General features: G+C 72.0%; 18 protein-coding genes. 8 read left to right on the top strand and 10 right to left on the bottom strand.

The annotated features are described in order from the left end of the window. The gene (locus ABGB05_RS08180; protein WP_347652583.1) at positions 1 to 237 is read left to right on the top strand and encodes an MbtH family protein; all 237 of its coding nucleotides are present in this window, start codon (positions 1 to 3) and stop codon (positions 235 to 237) included. A 5-nt stretch (positions 238 to 242) separates the two neighbouring features. On the opposite strand, the gene ABGB05_RS08175 is transcribed toward ABGB05_RS08180, so the two are convergent. The 5 genes from ABGB05_RS08175 to ABGB05_RS08155 form a co-directional block, all read right to left on the bottom strand. Continuing rightward, positions 243 to 719: a macro domain-containing protein gene (locus tag ABGB05_RS08175; RefSeq protein WP_347652582.1), complete on the bottom strand. Its 477-nt coding sequence runs from the start codon at positions 717 to 719 to the stop codon at positions 243 to 245. Positions 720 to 819: 100 nt separating this feature from the next. Further along, positions 820 to 2754: an ABC transporter ATP-binding protein gene (locus tag ABGB05_RS08170; RefSeq protein WP_347652581.1), complete on the bottom strand. Its 1935-nt coding sequence runs from the start codon at positions 2752 to 2754 to the stop codon at positions 820 to 822. Beyond that, a complete protein-coding gene (locus ABGB05_RS08165) occupies positions 2751 to 4457 on the bottom strand; it encodes an ABC transporter ATP-binding protein (RefSeq protein ID WP_347652580.1) in 1707 nt (568 codons plus the stop codon). Before ABGB05_RS08165 ends, ABGB05_RS08170 begins: the two co-directional genes overlap by 4 nt. Positions 4458 to 4557: 100 nt before the next feature. Next, positions 4558 to 4881, bottom strand: coding sequence for a hypothetical protein (locus tag ABGB05_RS08160; RefSeq protein WP_347652579.1), 324 nt, complete (start codon positions 4879 to 4881; stop codon positions 4558 to 4560). A gap of 48 nt (positions 4882 to 4929) precedes the next feature. Beyond that, positions 4930 to 5928 (bottom strand): LLM class flavin-dependent oxidoreductase, encoded by a 999-nt coding sequence (locus ABGB05_RS08155; protein ID WP_347652578.1) that lies wholly within the window; start codon positions 5926 to 5928, stop codon positions 4930 to 4932. Positions 5929 to 6118: 190 nt separating this feature from the next. On the opposite strand from ABGB05_RS08155, the gene ABGB05_RS08150 reads away from it, so the two are divergent. The 3 genes from ABGB05_RS08150 to ABGB05_RS08140 all read left to right on the top strand — a co-directional run bounded on the left by ABGB05_RS08150 (position 6119) and on the right by ABGB05_RS08140 (position 8820). Next, positions 6119 to 7165, top strand: a complete 1047-nt coding sequence (locus ABGB05_RS08150; protein WP_347652577.1) for a LacI family DNA-binding transcriptional regulator — start codon at positions 6119 to 6121, stop codon at positions 7163 to 7165. Between the two features lie 232 nt (positions 7166 to 7397). Beyond that, a complete protein-coding gene (locus ABGB05_RS08145) occupies positions 7398 to 8312 on the top strand; it encodes an SDR family NAD(P)-dependent oxidoreductase (protein WP_347652576.1) in 915 nt (304 codons plus the stop codon). 10 nt (positions 8313 to 8322) lie between these two features. Next, the gene (locus tag ABGB05_RS08140; protein WP_347652575.1) at positions 8323 to 8820 is read left to right on the top strand and encodes a MerR family transcriptional regulator; all 498 of its coding nucleotides are present in this window, start codon (positions 8323 to 8325) and stop codon (positions 8818 to 8820) included. A gap of 86 nt (positions 8821 to 8906) precedes the next feature. Here the strand turns inward: ABGB05_RS08140 and ABGB05_RS08135 are convergent, their stop codons facing one another. Beyond that, positions 8907 to 9503, bottom strand: coding sequence for a TetR/AcrR family transcriptional regulator (locus ABGB05_RS08135; protein WP_347652574.1), 597 nt, complete (start codon positions 9501 to 9503; stop codon positions 8907 to 8909). A gap of 309 nt (positions 9504 to 9812) precedes the next feature. On the opposite strand from ABGB05_RS08135, the gene ABGB05_RS08130 reads away from it, so the two are divergent. Beyond that, on the top strand, positions 9813 to 10373 hold the full coding sequence (locus ABGB05_RS08130) for a hypothetical protein (protein WP_347652573.1): 561 nt from the start codon (positions 9813 to 9815) through the stop codon (positions 10371 to 10373). A gap of 1 nt (position 10374) precedes the next feature. Further along, positions 10375 to 11811 (top strand): NAD(P)/FAD-dependent oxidoreductase, encoded by a 1437-nt coding sequence (locus tag ABGB05_RS08125; protein ID WP_347652572.1) that lies wholly within the window; start codon positions 10375 to 10377, stop codon positions 11809 to 11811. 301 nt (positions 11812 to 12112) lie between these two features. On the opposite strand, the gene ABGB05_RS08120 is transcribed toward ABGB05_RS08125, so the two are convergent. Both ABGB05_RS08120 and ABGB05_RS08115 read right to left on the bottom strand, forming a co-directional pair. Then, positions 12113 to 13492: an endo-1,4-beta-xylanase gene (locus ABGB05_RS08120; protein WP_347652571.1), complete on the bottom strand. Its 1380-nt coding sequence runs from the start codon at positions 13490 to 13492 to the stop codon at positions 12113 to 12115. A 344-nt stretch (positions 13493 to 13836) separates the two neighbouring features. Next, entirely contained in the window at positions 13837 to 15015 is a 1179-nt protein-coding gene (locus tag ABGB05_RS08115; RefSeq protein WP_347652570.1) for a low temperature requirement protein A, read from the bottom strand. Positions 15016 to 15324: 309 nt separating this feature from the next. Here ABGB05_RS08115 and ABGB05_RS08110 point away from each other — a divergent pair, with 309 nt between their 5' ends. Then, on the top strand, positions 15325 to 15492 hold the full coding sequence (locus tag ABGB05_RS08110; RefSeq protein WP_347652569.1) for a hypothetical protein: 168 nt from the start codon (positions 15325 to 15327) through the stop codon (positions 15490 to 15492). 100 nt (positions 15493 to 15592) lie between these two features. Here the strand turns inward: ABGB05_RS08110 and ABGB05_RS08105 are convergent, their stop codons facing one another. After that, positions 15593 to 16729 carry an acetate kinase gene (locus ABGB05_RS08105; protein WP_347652568.1) on the bottom strand — a complete coding sequence of 379 codons (1137 nt, stop codon included), beginning with the start codon at positions 16727 to 16729 and terminating at the stop codon, positions 15593 to 15595. Between the two features lie 202 nt (positions 16730 to 16931). Between ABGB05_RS08105 and ABGB05_RS08100 the strand changes: the two genes are divergently transcribed. Beyond that, complete coding sequence (locus ABGB05_RS08100; RefSeq protein WP_347652646.1) at positions 16932 to 17330, top strand: helix-turn-helix domain-containing protein; 399 nt, start codon at positions 16932 to 16934, stop codon at positions 17328 to 17330. Between the two features lie 51 nt (positions 17331 to 17381). Here the strand turns inward: ABGB05_RS08100 and ABGB05_RS08095 are convergent, their stop codons facing one another. Beyond that, positions 17382 to 18977, bottom strand: coding sequence for a restriction endonuclease (locus tag ABGB05_RS08095; RefSeq protein ID WP_347652567.1), 1596 nt, complete (start codon positions 18975 to 18977; stop codon positions 17382 to 17384). Positions 18978 to 19319 lie beyond the last annotated feature (342 nt).

The raw sequence follows: 19319 nt of genomic DNA, 5'->3' as shown, positions 1-19319 counted from the left end.
ATGACCACCAACCCGTTCGAGGACCCCGACGGCCGCTACCTGGTGCTGGTGAACAACGAGGGACAGCACTCGCTCTGGCCGTCCTTCGTGGCGGTGCCGGCCGGCTGGACGGTCGTCTTCGGCGCGGACGAGCCGCAACCCCGGGACGCCTGCCTCGGGTACGTCGAGACGAACTGGACCGACCTGCGGCCGCGCAGCCTGCGTGAGCGGATGGCCGACGCCGAGCGGGCGGGGTGACCCGGTCAGCTCACGTCGTAGACCGTGACGGGGACGTCCCGCGCGCAGAGGGCGTCGACGATGAGCGGCTCGATCCGCTGCCACCGGCCACCGGCCAGTCCGCAGCCGATCCGGGGAAGGTGGACCGAGGCGTCCAGCCGTTGGGCGTGCCCGGCCAGCGTCTCCAGGCAGCGCGCGACCGCGTCGTACCGGATCGGCGGGCCGGCCGACCCGTGCCGGATGCCGCGCTGCCCGACCATGTTGGCCACCCAGATGTCCGCACGGACCTGGACCAGGCGGACGGCGCCGAGCCCGAAGTCGTTGCCGGCGCGCTGCCGGTGCCACTGCCGGTAGTCGCGTTCGGGCTCGGGCCACCGCCGGGACAGCGCGAGCACAAAGCCCCTGCCCCATCCGCCGAGGTCGTTGCAGACGTGACCGATGATCTTCGGGCCCTTGGCCTGGGGGTTGGTCGCGTCACCCTTGACGAAGCGCAGCGGTGTCACCGGGGCAGCATGCCATCCGGGTACGACGGCCGACCGCGAGTTTTGCCGTCCACAGCGGACGGTTGGCGGGCCGGCCCGCCGGGGCGGGGAAGGAGCTCCCTCACCCTCGGGTGCCGGCCCAGGCGGACCAGAGGGCGGCGTACCGCCCCTGTGCGGCGACCAGGTCGTGATGGGTGCCGATCTCGGCCACCCGGCCGGCGTCCAGCACGATGATCCGGTCCGCCTCCGCGGCCTGGGTGAGCCGGTGTGCGACGACCAGCCCGGTACGCCCCCGCAGGGCCCGGGTGGCGGCGGTCTCCAGCAGGCGGGCGCCGACACTTCCGGCCTCGGCGGTGGCCTCGTCGAGGATGGCGATCGGCGGCGCGGCCAGGACCAGCCGGGCCAGGGCGAGCTGCTGCTCCTGGGCGGGTGTGAGCCGGTGCCCGCCGTCGCCGACGACGGTCGCCAGGCCGTCCGGCAGGGCCAGTACCCAGTCCAGGGCGTCGACCCGGTCGAGCGCCGCGTGGATCTGGTCCTCGCCGGCACCGGGACGGGCCAGCCGCAGGTCCTCGACCAGCGGCCCGGCGAAGACGTGCACCTCCTGGCTGATCAACGCCACGGTACGGCCGGCGACCCCGGTGTCGAGTTCGTCGACCGGCACCCCGCCGAGTCGGATGACACCGCTGTCCGGCTGATGGACACCGGCGATCAGTTTGGCCAGGGTCGTCTTGCCCGCGCCGCTGGTGCCGACCAGGGCGACGCGTTCGTTCGGTGCCACGCTGAAGCTGACGTCGTGCAGCACGTCGTGGCCGGGGGTGTAGGCGTAGCGCAGGCCCTTGACCTCGATCTGGAGGCCGGTCGCGCCCGGCGGGCCGACACGGTCCGGGACGCCGACCGGGTTACCGCCGTCCGGCACCTCGACCGGGCCGACGGTGTCCGGCGTGCCGGCCGGGTCGGTCACCTGGGCGGGACCGGACGTTCCGATGGCCTGGGCAGAGTCGGGTGAGTGGGTGACGGATCGGGCCGGTGACGCCAGCCGGCTGACGCCGACCAGCCGGAACAGGCTGGCCGCCGCCGACTGCGCGTCGTCGACCAGGCTGAGCGCGGCGTTGAGCGGGTTGAACAGGTTGTGGAAGTAGAGCGCCGCGGCGGCCGCCGTACCGACGCTCACCGCGTCGGCCCGGACCAGCAGGAACCCGGCGACGAGTACCGCGCTCAGGCCGATGAACTCGGCGAGGTTGAGCCGCCCGTAGAACCGGGTCACCAGCCCGATCCCGCGCAGGGTGAGGTCGACGGCGGCGGTGGAGCGTTCGGCGACCCGGGCCAGGTGCGGCTCGGTGAGCCGGAACGCGCGTACCGTACCCGCCCCGCCGATCGTGTCGAGCAGTTGCTGCTGCTGTACGCCGAGCGCCACCCGCTGGCGGGCGTAGAGCGGCAGTGCCCGTCGCCCGTACCAGCGGACGGTGTGCAGTTGCACCGGTACGGCGAGCAGGGCGGCCAGCAGGAACCGCCAGTCCAGTACGGCGAGTCCGACCAGGGTCAGCAGGATGGTCAGCAGCGCGCGGGCGAGCTGCGGCAGCGCGGTCCGGACCGCCTCGGCGATGACCGTGACGTCGCCGGTGACCCGGGCGGTCAGATCGCCGGACCCGGCCCGTTCCACCTGCTCCAACGGCAGTGCCAGGACCCGGTCGACGAACCGTTCGCGCAGTTCGGCGAGCATGCCCTCGCCGAGCCGGGCGACCAGCGACAGGCCGAGGGCCAGCAGCACGCCCTGCCCGACCGCGACGGCGGCGAGCAGCAGCACCGGCCCGGTGACCGCACCGGGGGGCCGGCCGTCGACCGCGAGGTCCACGATGCGGCCGAGTAGCGGGGCGGTGAGCAGACCGACCGCGGTCGCGGCCAGGAGCAGCCCGAATCCGCGTATCGCGAGCAGCCGGCGGGGCCGGATCAGGTCACGCAGTGCGGCCCGGACCTGCGGTCCGGTGGCGGTCGGCAGCAGGGTGTCGGCTTCCGCGGCGCTCAGGTCGGCGCCGTTGTCCGGTCCGGCGGCGGTCACGTCAGCACCGCCGTCCGGTAGCCGGTGTCGTCCCGTAGAAGGTCCGGGTGACGGCCGTCGGCCCGGACCACCCCGGCCTCGAGCAGCACGACCCGGTCGGTGACGGCGAGCAGGGCCGGACTCGTGGTGACCAGCAGGGTGGTGCTGCCCCGGCGGAGTCTGCGTACGCCGTCGGCGATCCGGGCCTCGGTGGCGGCGTCGACCGCGGTTGTCGGATCGTGCAGGACCAGCACGGGGGTGCCGGCGGCGAGGGCCCGGGCCAGTGCCACCCGCTGCCGTTGACCGCCGGAGAGCGAACGTCCCCGTTCGGCGAGTCTGGTCCGTACGCCGTCGGGCAGCGCCCGGGCCACCTCGGCCACGTCGGCGGCGGCGAGTGCCGGCGCCACGGCGGCCGGGGCGGACGCGGCGGCGGTGACGTTGTCGAGCAGGCTGCCCTCGAACAGGTCCGCCTCGTGCGGGGCGACCAGGATCGCGGCCCGCAGCCGCCCGGGATCGAGGGTGGCCAGCGGGACGCCGTCCAGGTCGATCCGGCCGGCTTCCGGGTCGACCTCCCGGGCCAGGCAACGCAGCAGGTCGGCGGCGGTCACCGGGTCGGGTGCCACGATGCCGAGCAGTTCGCCGGGCGCGGCGTGCAGGCTGACCCCGCGCAGCGTGCCGTGCCGGACGTCGTACAGGGCGAGCTGACCGCGTACCGGGTCCGCCGGGTGGTCGGCGCCGCCCGTGGTGGCGGGCGGCGCGCCGAGCACCGTGGCGATCCGCGCGGCGGAGGCCCGGCCCTGGGCGAACTCGGCGTTGACCCAGCTGACGGTGGAGAGCGGACCGAGCAGAAAGAGAGCCAGGCCGACGGCGGCGACGAGTTGTCCGACGCTGATCTCGCCCTGGGTGGCGAGCCGGCCGCCGAGCAGGCCGACCGCGGCGACGAACAGCCCGGTGGCGACCAGCAGGATGCCGTCGTGCCAGGCCCGGGCCCGGGCGGCCCGGACGGTCGCGGCGAGGGAGTGCCGGCTGGCGAGCCGGTAGCGGTCCGCGGCCGCTGGTGCGGCGCCGAGCCCCTTGAGCACCCGCAGGCCGGCGACCAGGTCGGCGGCCAGTCCCGAGGCGTACGCCGCGTGTTCCTGCTCGGTGGAGCTGCGGTGCTCCAGTGGACGGCCGAGCAGCTGTGCCAACCACAGCAGCAGCGGCGCGCCGACCAGGACCAGCAGCCCGAGGGGGATCGAGACGACCAGCAGCGCCGTTCCGCCGACCAGGAGGCCGGCCAGCGCGCCGGTGCCGGCGGCGAGCGCCAGGTTGACCATGCCGACCCGTTCCGCGTCGCTGGTGGCGATCGACGCCAGCGCGCCGGGGAGGTGGCGGTGCTCGGCGCCGCCGCGATCGTCGAGTACCCGGCGGGCGACGCCGATCCGCAGCTGGTGCGCGGCCTGTTCGGCGGCGCGTTCCCCGCTGCGGGCGCCGTACCGGAAACCGGTGGAGAGCGCGGCGAACATGACCGCCACGACGCCGATCCAGAGGAGCAGGTCCACCGGGCCGCCCTGCCCGACCGCGCGGTCGATGACCACACCGATCAGTACCGGGATCAGCGCCTCGCCGCCCTGGTGGGCGGCGTTGAGTGCCGCGCTGGTGACGACGTGCCGCGCCTGCCCGGTGACGGCGCCGGTCAGGACGGTACGTGCCGTGGGTGGTCCGGTCCGCACGTTCGTATCCACTTCGTTCTGAGGTTAGGCTAACCTACACGAGCGGGTGGATGGCTGCCGGAGGGCGTGGCCGTCGACGCAGCGACCTGCTCCCGGACCTGCGGCGCACCGGTCAGTCCGGCGACACCCCGGCATCGAGGTAGTGGTCGACGAGCGGCTGTGGGGCGCCCGCTTCGAGCAGCAGGTCGACCGCGTGGATCGCGTACCAGGTGTCGGCGACGGCGTGCCGGGCCGCGGCCTCGGCGAGGACGTCGGGCGCCGCGGCCAGGTCGGCGAGCTCGGCCAGGGCGGCACTTCGGGTCAGCCCCTCCCGGTAGCCGCCCGCGTGGTCGGCGGCGATGTGGTGTGCCCGGGAGAGCAGTCGGTGTCGGTCGACGGGTCGGTGGGTGGGGGCGGAGACGTCCGGGTCACTGGTCTGGTCTCGGCTGTCGAACACCTCGACATTCTATCGAACATACGTTCGAATACGAATCCGCCACGCTGGTCAACGCCGACGCAGCCGGTCCGCCAGTTCGGCGAACCGGGCCACCGCCGCGGTCCCGTCCACCGCCGCCACCTGGAACGCCAGCACGTCGGGGCGGAGGCGGTCACGTATTCGCCGACAGAAGTCGAGCAGCTCTCCCGGGCTGGCGACCCGTCGGTAGCGGGGGAGGATCCACTCCGGACCGAGCCGGTCGGCGGTACGGCGCAGCCGGGCCGGATCCGTGGCCCGCAGTCGTCCGGGCGTACGCAGGCCACGCCACGGCCGCAGCGCCCGCCACGCCTCCTCGTCGCTCCCGGCCAGGACGACAAACGTGGTCAGCACCACGTCCGGCGCGGTACGACCAGCCGCCTCGGCGGCGGCCCGGGCCACGTCGACCACCCGCCGGCCGGTGTCGTCCGGGTCCTTCACCGAGGTGAGCACCCCGTCCGCGAACCGGCCCGCGGTGGCCGCCGAGCGGGGACCCGCCGCCGCCAGGTGGATCGGCACCCGGGTCGACGGTGGACTGAACAACCGGACCGCCGAGACCGGGTAGTAGGTGCCGTCCGGACGGTCCACCGGGTCGCCGTCGAGCAATTCTCGGAGCAGGCCGAGCGCCTCCGTCATCCGGGCCAGCCGTTCGGCGTACCGGGGAAACCGGCCGTGCGGCGGGAACCGCCCCAGGGCCGCCTCGTTGACGGCCTCGCCGGTGCCGACCCCGAGGGCGAACCGTCCCCCCGACAGTCGGTCGACGGTGGCCGCGGCCTGCGCGACCAGCACCGGGTGCTGTCGGAACAGGGGGCAGGCCACGGCGGAGAAGAGCGTGGCGTGCCGGGTGGCGACGGCCAGTGCGCCCAGTGTCGACCAACTGAAGCCGGCGGCCCCGGCGTCGTCGACCCAGGGTTGCAGATGGTCGGAGACGAGCAGCGCGTCGAAGCCCGCGCGCTCGGCGTCCCGGGCCCGTTCGACGAGCGACTCCGGCTGCCACTCCTCGTGGCCGAGGAACCAACCGTAGCGGGTCACGGGTCTCCTTCCGGTCGGTCGGTGTCACATGCCGCGATCGGACCGGACGGTCAGGACCGGAAGCGCGTATCGAGCTCTATCATCATCGAGGTAACCCCAATCTGGGCGGCATGTCGACGTGGTCCAGTGACGATCATGGGCCCTCCCGGCCACCCGTACCTGTTGATCGCCGCTGTCACCGGGAGCAGACATGAGAACCCAGCGCGGCCGGGCCGGCGGTCGCCCCACCCTGAGTGAGGTCGCGGCCCGGGCCGGCGTCGGACGGGGTACGGCGTCCCGGGTGGTGAACAACTCGTCCCAGGTCAGCCCCACGCTCCGGGCCGCCGTCTGGGCCGCTGTCCGGGAACTCGGGTACGTGCCGAACCGTGCCGCCCGCACCCTGGTCACCCAGCGGACCGACTCGGTGGCCCTGGTCATCTCGGAGTCGGGGGACCGGGCCTTCGGCGAACCGTTCTTCGCCGGTATCGCCCGGGGCGTCAGCGCCGGTCTGGCCGACACCCCGCTGCAACTCTGGCTGTCCTGGATCCAGTCGCCCGGCGGCCGGGAGAAGATGGAGCACCAGCTCACCGACCAGCACGTCGACGGCGTGATGCTGATCTCCCTGCATGACGCCGACCCGTTGCCGGGGCTGTTGGTGGAGCGTGGACTGCCGGTCGTACTGGGCGGGCGCCCCGCCCGGATGCTGGAGCCGGGCGCCCAGCCGGCGTACTTCGTGGACGTGGACAACGTCGGCGGGGCCCGGCAGGCGGTCGAGTATCTGGCGGCCACCGGGCACCGGACCATCGCCACCATCGCCGGACCGCAGGACATGGGGGTCGGGGTGCACCGGCTCGACGGCTACCGGGCGGCGCTCGCCGCGTACGGCCGCCCGGTCCAGGAGGACCTGATCGAGTACGGCGACTTCAGTGCGGAGAGCGGGATTGCCGCGATGCGCCGGTTACTGCTGGTCCGCGGTGACCTGGACGCGGTCTTCGCGGCCTCGGACCTGATGGCTCTCGGCGCGATGCAGGTGCTGCACGAGGCGGGCCGGCGCATTCCGGAGGACGTCGCGGTGGTCGGCTACGAGGACTCCTCGCTCGCCCTGCACTCCCATCCGCCGCTCACCTCCGTGCACCAGCCGGTCATCACGATGGGCCGGGAGATGGCCCGGTTGCTCGCCGCCCAGATCCGGGGCGACGAGATCGCCTCGCCTGCGGTGTTCCTGGCCACCCACCTGGTCCGGCGCGGTTCGGCCTGATCGGCGGCAGTCCGGTGGACGGCAGCCCGGGTAGAACGTTCGGTATTGCTGATGGAGGGCCGGCGCGCTAGCGTATGTACAGACAGAACGTCCGTTCTATCTATGAGGGTCGGCAGATGGTCCCTACCCGCACATCGAGATGCAGCCGGTTCTTGACGCCCTTGCCCTCGGTGAAACGCGGGGGTGCTGCCCAAGACGCAGGACAGACGCTGCCCTTACGGCCGATCAGACGATGCGTCGCAGCGGGTTTGCGTTCGCGCGCGCTCAAAGCCATAGCGTTGCCGCCATGACGACACAGACCTGGATCATCACCGGCGCGTCCCGCGGTTTCGGGCGAGCACTGGCGGAGTCGGCGCTCGCGGCAGGCGACAACGTGGTGGCGGCGGTACGCCGGCCGGACAGTGTGGTCGACCTGGCGGCCAAGTACCCCGACAACTTTCTGATCGCGAACTTCGACGCCCGAGACATCGCCGCGGCGGCGTCGCTGGTGCGGGCCACTCTCGACCGCTTCGGTCAGCTCGACGTTCTGGTCAACAACGCGGGCCGGGCCGTGGTCGGAGCCGTCGAGGAGGTCAGCGACCTGCAGCTGCGCGGGCTGATGGATCTGCACCTGTTCGGCCCGGCCGCGCTCGTCCGCGCGGCGCTGCCGGCGATGCGTACCCGGGGTGCCGGGACGATCGTGCAGATGAGCAGCCAGGGCGGGCGGATGTCGTTCCCCGGCGTGTCGGCCTATTCCGCGTCGAAGTTCGCCCTCGAGGGCTGGTCCGAGGCGCTGGCCGGGGAGGTCGCACCGTTCGGGATCCGCGTGATGATCGTCGAACCGAGCCGGTTCCGGACCGACTTCAACGCCGCCGAGGTGCTCGAATTCGCCGAGGTGTCCGAAACCTACCGCGATCTGCTCGCCGCCGTCCGCGCGGACATGTCCGGGACCGACGGCTGCCAGGAAGGTGACCCGGCGCGGGCGGCCGAGATCATCGTGTCCCTCGCGCACAGTGACGAGGTGCCGCTGCGCCTGCCGCTCGGGCGCGAGGCGGTCGAGCGTATCTCGGGCGTGTACCGGCGTGGTCTGGACGAGGTCGATCGGTGGGCCGAGACCGCCCGCAGCGCCGACTTCGACGGCGTCCCGGCACCGGTCCGGCCGATCTAGGCTTGCTCTTATGTCCACCGACAATCTGATGGCCAGGGCCCTGGAAACGGTGGGGGACGACGGGCCGCTGTCGGTCGAGGCGATCCACCGTCTCACCAACCTGGCCGACGTCCCCGGGCCGATGACGATCGCCGAGGTCGCCGACCTGCTCGACATCACGCCTCACACGCTGCGCTACTACGAGCGGGCCGGGCTGGTCGAGGTGGCCCGCGACAGCTACGGTCATCGCGTTTACGACGCCGAAGCGGTGCGGCGCCTGGTGTTCCTCACCAGGATGCGGCTGTCCGGGATGCCGATGCGCGACCTACAGCACTACATTTCGCTCGTGGACGCCGGGCAGGGCACGGTGCCCGAGCGGCTCGACATGCTGCTCGAACATCGCGACATCATCCGTCGCCGGATTCGTGAACTGACCCTCTCCCTGGCGGCGACCGAGTACAAGATCGCCACGTATGGCGGCTCGACCGGACCGGACGTTGCGGTCCTCGACACCGCCACCCAACCGTAGGGCCCGACCCGCGCGAACAGGCGCCGATCGCTACGCCGGAACCGGGGCGGCCGGCGGGACGCCCCGGTCGGTGAGCGCCTGGTTGCTCAGGACGGCTGGCGTGCGGCGTGGGTCCGGATGAGTCCCTCGACGCCGCGGAGGAAGGTTTCGCAGATCAGGTCCGGATCGAAGAGGCAGCCGGCTGCCATGGCGCCGTCGCGGAGCATGACGAAGTGCTGTGCGGCGGGTTCGGCCTCGGCCTTCTGGATGCTCGCCATCAAGGTGTTGATCGTGTCGAGGAACCACTGGCGGTGCGCGAGGACGGCCTGGTGCACGGGATGGTCGGGATCGGGATACTCGGCCACGGCGTTCAGGAAGGCGCAGCCGCGGAAGTTGGCGGAGCGGATGCCGTGGGCGATGGATTCCGCAACGGCCCGGAGGGCGTCGGGTGCCGGTACGCCGGCGGTGACGGCCGTCTCCACCTGGTCACGGATGGCCTGGTCGGCTGCCTGCAGATAGGCAACGACAAGGTCCTCCTTGCCGGGGAAGTGCCGATAGAAAGTGGCCCGGGTGACTTTCGCCTCGGCGATGATCCGGTCGACACCGACCGAGTGGATGCCCTCTCCGTAGAAGATCCTGGTCGCGGTGTCGAGAAGTCGCTGTCGCGCCTCGGACGGCCGGACCCCAGTTTCGCTACGTGCCATGACTCCATGCTAACGGACAGAACGTTCGGTCACTACGCTCCGACCATGCGTGTCCAACCGTGCCTGGTGTCGGCCGTGGCCCGGTGGTCGGCCGTGTCGCGAAGCGGTGTCGGGTCCGGCTGGACGGACCTCCGCGGTGGGCCTCAGGATAGCCGGCGGCGCGCCAGGTGGGTAGAACGTTCGGTCTTGACAAGCTGCTGCGCGCTCGCTACCTTTGACGGCGGACAGAACGTTCGTTCTACTGGGGTGGCGCCCGGTGGGGTGTCCGCTGGTCGCGGTCCCTCTCCAATGGCCACCGAAAGGATGACCATGACCACCGTTGCCGTACCCGGCATCTCGACGACGGCGTCCGCCCTGCGGCGGCTGTACCTCGTCCGTTTCGTCTTCGCCATCGTCTGGGCGGGTGTGACGTTTGCGATCGCCGGAGACCTCAACCCACTCGCCGTCACGCTCTTCGTGATCTACCCGTTGTTCGATGTGGCCGCCGCCATCGTCGACGCCCGCGCGTCGCGCGTGACCGGATCACCCACCCTGCTGTACGTGAACGTTGCGGTCAGCCTCCTCGCCGCTGTCGGTCTGGGCATCGCCGGCACCTCCGGTATCGACGCGATGCTGCGGGTCTGGGGTGCCTGGGCGATCGTGGCCGGACTGGTGCAGTTGATCGTGGGTGTCACCCGTCGTCGGATGGGTGGCCAGTGGCCGATGATCTTCAGCGGTGGTCTTTCCGTGCTCGCCGGTGGGTCGTTCCTCGCGGCGGCCTCGGCGGAGAACCCGGCGCTGACCAACGCGATCGGTTACGCCATCCCCGGTGCGATCTTCTTCCTCATCTCCGCCATCCGCCTCGGCCGTGCGGCGAAGGCGACGAACTGACATGGAGAACGTCACGTACGACGTCGTTGTCATCGGTGCGGGCCCGGTCGGGGAGAACGTCGCCGACCGCATCGTGCAGGGTGGCCTGACCGCCGCGATCGTCGAGCGGGAACTCGTCGGTGGCGAGTGCTCGTACTGGGCCTGCATGCCGACCAAGGCGTTGCTGCGTAGCCCGGCCGCGCTGCGGGCGGTGCGCCGGCTACCGGGCGCGCGCGAGGCGGTGACCGGCGACCTGGACGCGGCCGCCGTGCTGCGCCGTCGCGACTCCTTCGCCTCGAACTGGTCGGACGACGGGCAGGTGTCGTGGTTGGAGTCGGCCGGGATCGCGCTGTACCGCGGCCAGGGTCGGATCAGTTCCGACCGGGTCGTCGAGGTGACCAACGGCGGGCAGACCGTCTCGCTCACCGCCCGGCACGCGGTTGTCGTGGCGACCGGCAGCGGTGCGCTGATCCCGGACGTCACCGGGCTGCGCGAGGCGGCACCGTGGACCAGCCGGGAGGCAGCCGCGGCGAGCGAGGTTCCCGGTCGACTCGCGATCATCGGTGGCGGCGTGGTGGCCTCGGAGATGGCGACCGCGTTCGCCAGTCTCGGCTCGACGGTGACGGTGTTGGCCCGGGACGGTGTGCTGCCGCTGGCGGAGCCGTTCGCGGCCGAGCAGGTCACGCGGTCGTTGTGGGAAGCCGGGGTGACCGTACGCCTCGGCGCCGAAGCCGCCTCGGTGCGCCGGGACGGCGACGGCACGGTACGCCTCACACTCACCGACGGCGAGCAGGTCGACGCTGACGAACTCCTGGTCGCGACGGGTCGTACGCCGAACACGCAGGACATCGGCCTCGACCGGATCGGTCTGAAGCCCGGGGCCTGGCTGACGGTCGACGACACGCTGCGGGTCGTCGACGACAACGGGGCGTTGATCGGCGACGGATGGCTCTACGCCGCCGGTGACGTCAACCGGCGCACCCTTCTGACCCACCAGGGTAAGTACCAGGCGCGCGCGGTGGGTGACGTCATCGTGGCCCGGGCTGGCGGCGACAAGGTCGACGACGGTCGGTGGGGTCGGCACGTCGCCACCGCCGACGAGCGTGCCGTGCCGCAGGTCGTCTTCACCGACCCGGAGATCGCGTCGGTGGGGCTGACCGCGGCCGCCGCCGAGGCCGCCGGGCTGCGGATCCGGGTCGTGGACTACGACCTGGCCGCCGTCGCGGGAGCCGCCCTGCACGCCGACGGATACCAGGGCCACGCCCGGATGGTCGTCGACGAGGACCGGAAGGTGATCGTCGGTTTCACCCTCGTCGGCCCGGACGTCGCGGAGCTGCTGCACGCCGCGACGATCGCCATCGTCGGCGAGGTTCCGATCGACCGGCTGTGGCACGCCGTTCCCGCGTACCCCACCGTCAGCGAGGTCTGGCTACGCCTGCTCGAGGCGTACGGCCGCTGACGGCGGGCCGTGTGCGTCAACGCCCCGGGGCCAGCCGTCGCGGTCGCGCAACCACCGGGTTGGACCTCACGGTCGAGAAGGGACAGCACCGCAATGAACCTCCGTTCTCCCGGCGCGCGGCCCTGGGCGGCGCCGCCGCGCTCACCCTGCTCGGTGCGTCGGCCGTCCCGACGCCGTGGCGGCGGTCCGCTCGATCCGGTCGAGCGGACCGCCGCTTTCGGCCGTCCCGGTGGCGGAATCACCCACTCCGTCGCCACGTGCGCCGGGGGGCACGTCGTCAGGGTGCGGACCGCCGTAGCCGCTAGGCTGCGGTGCAGGACCTGATCTGCGGTCGGGCGCTGGAGTTGCCGTTCATCATCGTGGTGAATCCGAAGGTGCTGTTGCCGTTGGACCGTACGGTCATGATGTTGCCGCTGCTGTCCCAGCTGAAGGTGCCGCTCCAGGTGGTCGAGACCCGTTGCGGCGGGGTGATCGCCACCACCACCGACCAGCTGCTGGCGCCGCTGACCGTCACCGAGGTGTTGTACCGGTCGCCCCAGACCGTGCCGGGCGTGATCGTCGCGGTGCAGCCGCCACCGGTCGGCGGCGGGGTGGTGGGGTTGCCGGTCGGCGGCGGGGTGGTCGGGTCGCCGCCACCGGGGTTGCCGCTGTTCAGCGCGGCGAGCACCGCGTCGTACGCGGGCTTCTTCTGGCCGCTGCCGTTGAACAGCAGCGGGCTCTCGCCGGACCGCCACGAGTCCGAGTCACGGATGCCCCACACCGTGATGCCCTTGCAGCGGGCCACCGCGAGACAGTCGTTGGTCACGTTGCGGTACGCGTCGGATGGCGCGTTGCGGATGTCCAACTCGGTGATGTGCACGTCGACACCGAGCGCGGCGAAGCTGGACAGCGTGGTGCGGTAGTTGCCCGGGTAGTTCGAGCCACCGGTGAAGTGCGACTGGAGGCCGACGCAGTCGATCGGCACACCGCGTTGCTTGAAGTCCTGGACCATCCGGTAGACGGCCTGGGTCTTCGCGTCGGTCCAGTTGTCGATGTTGTAGTCGTTGTAGCAGAGCTGGGCGTTCGGGTCCGCCGCGTCGGCGGCCCGGAACGCGACCTCGATCCAGTCGTTGCCGGTGCGCTGCAGGTTGGAGTCGCGGCGGGCGCCGCTGCCACCGTCGGCGAACGCCTCGTTCACCACGTCCCACCACGCGATCTGTCCGCGGAAGTGGGTGGCGACCTGGGTGACGTGGTTGACCATGGCCTGGCGCAGTGCGCTGCCGGACATGTTCTGCATCCAGCCGGGCTGCTGGGAGTGCCAGGCGAGGGTGTGGCCGCGTACCTGCATGCCCCGGCTGCGGGCGTACTGGACCATCTGGTCCGCGGTGCCGTACGAGAACTGGCCCTGCTGCGGTTGCAGGGCGTTGATCTTCATTTCGTTCTCGGCCGTGAGCTGGTTGAACTCGCGGTTCAGGATCGTCGTGTACGCGTTGTCGTTGAGCCGGTTCGCCGCGACCGCGGTGCCGAAGTACCGTCCTCGCTCGGCGGCGGAGGCGCCCAGCGTACTGGCGGCGCTGGCGGTGCCGGGCAACGTGACGACAGCGGTCGCGGCGAGCAGTCCGAGCGCACCGACAACGAGCGCGATCCGGGCCCGGACTGCTCGGCTCAGGCGTCTGGCGCCGTCGGTTGATTGCCTTGTCATGTGAGCCCCTTTTGGGAAGGGCCGGACGGACTCGTGGTGGTGGTTGCCGCCCGACGGGGGGTGGTGTGGCCGGTCGAGGTGCCGCCGGCAGGTTGGAGACTGTCGAAGCCCCTGACAGCGATCGACCAGAATGGATAGCAGTCTTGCATCGGCACTCGGTATGGTCAATCAGTTCCGGAAAACTTCCGAACCGTCGACTGGGTTCCAGGTCTCGAGATAACCATTTTCGACCTGCGCTTTCACCTGGAGGACGGCAGACATGGAAGCCTCGGTGGACTGTGCAGCCAGTCAGCAGCGGCTTGATATTCCGGAACCTTCTGGAGCGGAGACCTGGAATCCGATGATCACGTCCGGTGCCGGCGGCCGGCGTGGGCCGCGACGATCGTGCCGGCGACCGCCGTCGCCACCACCACCAGGGAGGCGAGGACGGAGAGGACCACCGGGTCGAGCACCAGACCGAGCGGGGCGAGCCCGACCAGTGCGAGCACCGCGACCAGGTGCGGCAGCGCGCGGGCCGCCAGGACCAACCTCTTGAAGACGAAGAACCCGGTCAGGAAGAGTGCGGGGCCACCGAGTACGCCGACGAGGAGGGCCGGGTGCACCGTACCCGTGGGGTGTTCGATGGTGAGTTCGTCGCCGACCGCGGTCAGGATGATGCCGGCCACGATCGGGATGTGCAGGTAGGTGTAGGCGGATCGACCCAGTCGACCCGGCTCCTCCGAGGCCTCTATCGCGGCCTGGGCCGCACCGGCGCTCCGGTCGAAGTAGATCCACCACAGTCCCACGGTGCCCAGGAAGTCGGCGGCGAGCGCGGTCAGCGTGCCCGGCCCCGGTCGGACCTGCTGCAGGGTCGCTCCGGTGACCAGGATGGACTCGCCCAGCGCGATGATGACGAACAGTCGGGCCCGTTCGGCGAGGTGGGCGCCGCTGATCGCCCAGTCGCCGACCCCGGACCGCCCCCACCCCGGTACCTGGAAGCCCCGGGCCGCGGCGGTCGTGTCCACCATCGCCGCCGCCGCCCACAGGGCGGTCCGGGCGGCGCCGGAGGTGACGCCGCCGGTCAGCCAGAGCGGCGCCGACACCACGCGCCAGACCAGTAGACGCTGGAAGTTGCGCCGGAGGGTCGGCTGCCCGGGCAGGGACACGGCGACAAACAGCGAGCGGCCGACCTCGAGCAGCACGTACGCCCCGGCGAACCAGATCCCCCGGGTGTCGTACGCCTCGGGGATCGCCGAGGACATCACCAGGCTGATCCCGGCCAGGATGATCAGCATCAGCCGGACGCGGTTCCGGTCCGGGTCCAGCCAGTTGGTGACCCAGGCGGTGTCGACCCAGGCCCACCAGACGGCGAGCAGCACCAGGGCGGTCTGCGCCGCGCCGAGCGGAGTCAGCCGGTCCAGCGCCAGTTCGGTCAGTTGGGTCACCGCGAGGACGTACACCACGTCGAAGAAGAGTTCGATCGAGGTCACCGGCCGGTCCTGCTCCCGCCGTAGCGGATCGGACCGGGTGCCTCGCCGGATCAACCTGGCCTCCACGGGGATCGTCGCGCCGGCCCTCGCCGGCTTCGAAGGCTCGGGCTGGCCGACGAACAGGAACGCAACGCACCATACCCGCCCCTAAGGCACGTAACTGTCGCTACCGTTCAACGGGTACGTCGGGGAACGGCACCGAACCCGCCGCCCGCCCGCCGGCTGGAGGTGCGGGCCGGTCCTGTTTGGGGACCGGGCGGGGCGGGGAAGCGAGCATCCGATCGTCGATCCGTTACGCCAGCTCTCGTGACACACCGAAACACCCGGGGCGGACGAGATGGGGACTTCCCCAGCGGAGGAGAGATGCCGATTCTTGCCAAGAAGGTCCTGACCTGGCTGTTCGTCGGGTTCCTGATCTTCTTCATCGCCTTCCGACCGGATGGCGCCGCCGACCTGGTCGAGACCATCGGCGCGGTCCTGATGGCCATCGCACAGGGCATCGGCGATTTCCTGACCCGGCTGATGGCCTGAGCCGGGCAGCCGTTCCGGCCCTCGGCAACCTCGACGGCCGGACCGCCAGTCCGCGCGGCGCGTCCGCCCCGGTCAGCTCAGCGCGGCGCGTTGGCTGCAGTCAGCCCAGCGCGGCGAGGGTCTCCGCCGCCACCTGCAGATCCTCCCGGGGCTCGACCACGAGCACCGGCACCGCCGCACCCGGAGCGGAGATGATCGAGTCGGTCTCCCGGTTGCCCTGCTCGGGCAGTCCGACCCCGAGCAGGCCCAGCCCGGCACAGACGTCGTGCCGCACCTCGGGCTGGTCCCAGCCGATCTCACCGGTGAAGACGAGGGCGTCCAGCCGATCCAGGCCGGTGGCGGCGGCGGCCAGTTCCCGGCGTACCCGATGGGCGAAGACCGCGAGCGCGAGCGCGGCGGCCGGGTCGTCCGGGGCGGCCGCGACCAGGTCGCGGGTGTCGCCGGACCGGTCGTCGGAGAGCCCGAGCAGGCCGGCCCGTCGGTTGAGCCCGTCGGTCAACTCGGTCAGACTGAGCCGGTTGTCGTCGAGCAGCCAGAGCAGCATTCCCGGATCGACGGCGCCGGAGCGCCTCGACATCGGCACCCCGTCCAGTGGGGTGAAGCCCATCGAGGTGTCGACGCTGTGGCCGTCCCGGACCGCGCAGACCGACGCGCCGCCACCCAGATGTGCCAGCAGCAGCCGCAGGTCGTCGGCCGGCCGGTCGAGCAGTTCGGCCGTCCGGCGCAGGGCGTAGGCGTAGGACAGACCGTGGAAGCCGTACCGGCGCAGCCCCCACCGGCGCCGCCAGTCGGCCGGCAGCGGATAGGTCGCCGCCACCTCCGGCAGCCGGGCGTGGAAGGCGGTGTCCGGGCAGAGCACCTGCGGTACGTCCGGCAGCTGCTCCCGGATCCGGTCGAGCAGGTGCAGCGCCGGCGGCAGGTGCAGCGGGGCCAGCGTGGCCAGCCCGTCCAGGTCGGCCCGGATCGTGTCGTCGAGGCGGGTCGGAGCCCGGACCAGATCGCCGCCGTGCACGAGCCGGTGACCGACGGCGTCGGGGCGGTCGTGCGCGGCGACGAACTCCCGGACGACCGTGTCCGCACGGGCGGAGCCGGGCGGTTCCGCCCGCTCCAGGCCGTCGACGAGGCGGCCGTCCCGGACGTAGCCCAGGCGCAGGCTGGACGAGCCGGCGTTGACGGTGAGCACGGTCCGGGGATCGGATCGTGGCCCTGCCGGGTCACTCGTCGTCGCGGCGGACATCCGGCCCCCTCGGTACGGTTCGTCGTCCGGTGTACGGCCTTACCCAGGCGGGGCGGATCCACTCCTCACCTGGCCGGCTCGGGGCCGGTCCGCCCCGGGAGCCCCCCGCGCTCCGTCGCGCCCCGGGCACCCTGCCATGGGTTACGATCTGTTACCGGCGTACGGCCGTGACCAGCGGCGGCGCGAGGAGGAGGCACCCGCGATGACCCAGCGGCACGGCGAGCCGCCGCCGACGTCGTCCGGGCCCGGGGACACGTGCACGTCCCGCGAGGTGCTCGACCGGGTGGGCGGCAAGTGGAGCATCGCCATCATCATCGAGGCCAGTCGGCGGCCGGTCCGGTTCACCGAGCTGGAGCGGGCGGTCGAGGGGATCAGCCGCCGGATGCTCGCCCTCACCCTGCGCAACCTGGAACGGGACGGGCTGCTGACCCGTACCGTCCACCCGACCGTGCCGCCCCGGGTGGTGTACGCCGCCACCGAGATCGCCCGGGAACTCTACGAGGCGCTGGTGATCCTCACCGGCTGGGCCGAACGGCACCGGGCCGCGGTCGCCGCCGCCCGGGAGGCGTACGACCGCCGGCAGGGGGAGCGCACGTGCTGACCGGACACCGGGCCGCCGCACCCGCCGGGTGAGGTCCCGGGGCGGCGGCGGTCAGCCCTGGCCGGGATCGATCCGGGCCCGTACGTCGGCGTGCTCGGCGAGCAGGTGCAGCAGGCTCGACCCGTCGATCAGTTCCAGCGGCTTGCCGGAGGCGAACTCGACCGAGTCCGGGCCGTAGCTGCTGGTCGTGACCAGGATGCCCTTGGTCGCGCCCTCGTCGAGCACGGTGCCGAACAGGTCCCGTACGGCGGAGACGTCCATCGTGCCCCGGTGCCGGCGGGCCTGGATGACCACCTTGCCGCCGAAGATCGGCCGGGGGTCGAACGCCACACAGTCGACACCGCCGTCCGGCGCGGCCCGGGTCGTCTTGGTCTCCAGACCCAGCTTGGCGAAGAGGTCGCGGATCACGCCCTCGAACTCGGTGACACTGAGCGCCAGCAGGTTGGGCCGCTGGTCCAGGTCGGCCAGGACATCCACCTCGTCGACAAAACGCTTGTCGACGACGTCGAACTCGAGCACCGGCCGGACCGGGACCAGGTCCTCGGGGCGGGACGAGACGGCCGCCCGCAGGTGCCGCAGGCAGGCCGTCGGCTCCACCTTGGCCAGGTTGATCGAGGTGAACGCCTCCCGGTCGGTGCGCAGCGTCACCAGGCAGGGGCGTACCGACTGCCCGGTGCCGGGGTGGACGGTCTCGACGATGCCGTTGAAGACGATCGTCTCCACCAGCCGGGTACGGTCCGCCTCGAAGAGTTCGTGCACCGTACGCAACGTCACCTGGGTGATCACCTCGACGTACCGCTGGTGGATCTCCTCGGCCGGCCGGGCGACGGTCAGCACCTCGTCGCGCGCCCTGACGTACCGGTACTCGCGGATCCGGGGGATGACCGCGACCGTCGGGAGCAGGTACTCCACCACGATGAGCCGGGAGTCGGGAACGTAGGCGAGCCGGTAGCGCTGCGGGAAGTCCTCCGGGTACACCGAGTTGCCCAGGACCAGACCGAAGTACTTGACCACGGCGTTCGGCTCGGCCGCGGCCAGGGCCGCGCCGAACTCGTCGATCTCGCGGTTGTGGCTGCTGACCTGCGCGTCGAGTTGCCGGCAGTGCTGCTCGTACCCGCGCCGGGCCTGGGCGAGCCGCTGCTGCCGGGTCGCCTCGGCCGCCGCGTGCTTCGCCTTCGCCTTCTCGAACGCCTGCTCCGCCTCGGCCCGCAGCCGTTGGTAGCGCGACTCGCCACCGAGCATCTTGTCCAGCGCGTTCGGGGCCGGCGGGGCGAACCGGCGCCAGTCCGGGGCCTTCGCCGGCACCCCGAGGTCGCCGGGGTCGAACGGCGGGTAGGTCGACGTCTTCTTGAGGCGTTCCAGGTCGATGTGGTCGTCGATGGCCAGCGTGGTGTGCAACAGGTTGTCGAGTTCGTCCAGTTGGGACTGGACGTTGGCGTTCGCCGCCGCAACCCGCTTCGACCGGGCCTCGGCGTAGAGCCGTTTACGCTCGCGTTCGTCGGCCTCGGCCGCGCGTTCGGCGGCCCGCCGGGCGTTCTCGGCCTCCCAGAGCATCTGCTGATGCTGCTGGTACGGCGTGGTCTGGGCGCGTTGCGCGGCGTGCACCTGCTGCGCGTGTGCCCGCTGCAGTTGCCCCATGATGCCCATGTGCGTCCCCGATCAGCGCTCGATCAGTGGTCCCCGGAAGGGACCGGTGCGACCTTGCCCCCGGCGTGATGTCCACCGCCCACCACCCGATGCCCGGCCACCGGTGTCTCCCGCACCCGTGTCCGCGCACCTGCCGCCTGTGCCGTCGTCCGGTATCCGTCCCATCCGATGCCTGCACATTCTGGTGCGACGTGACCGGTCCGTCCAGCGGGCTCCCAGGGTAGCCGGACGAAGCGACCCGACGGAGCCCACGCCCGACAGGTTTCCGCTCCGGACGGGCCTGCCCGCCGGCGGTCCGGCACGCCACGGGCGCCGGATCGCCCCCGCGCCGGGCGGACCGGA

Source organism: Plantactinospora sp. B5E13 (assembly GCF_039871775.1).
Classification (GTDB): domain Bacteria; phylum Actinomycetota; class Actinomycetes; order Mycobacteriales; family Micromonosporaceae; genus Plantactinospora.
Note: the sequence above shows the minus strand (reverse complement) of the source record. Positions and strands in the feature narration are given on the sequence as shown.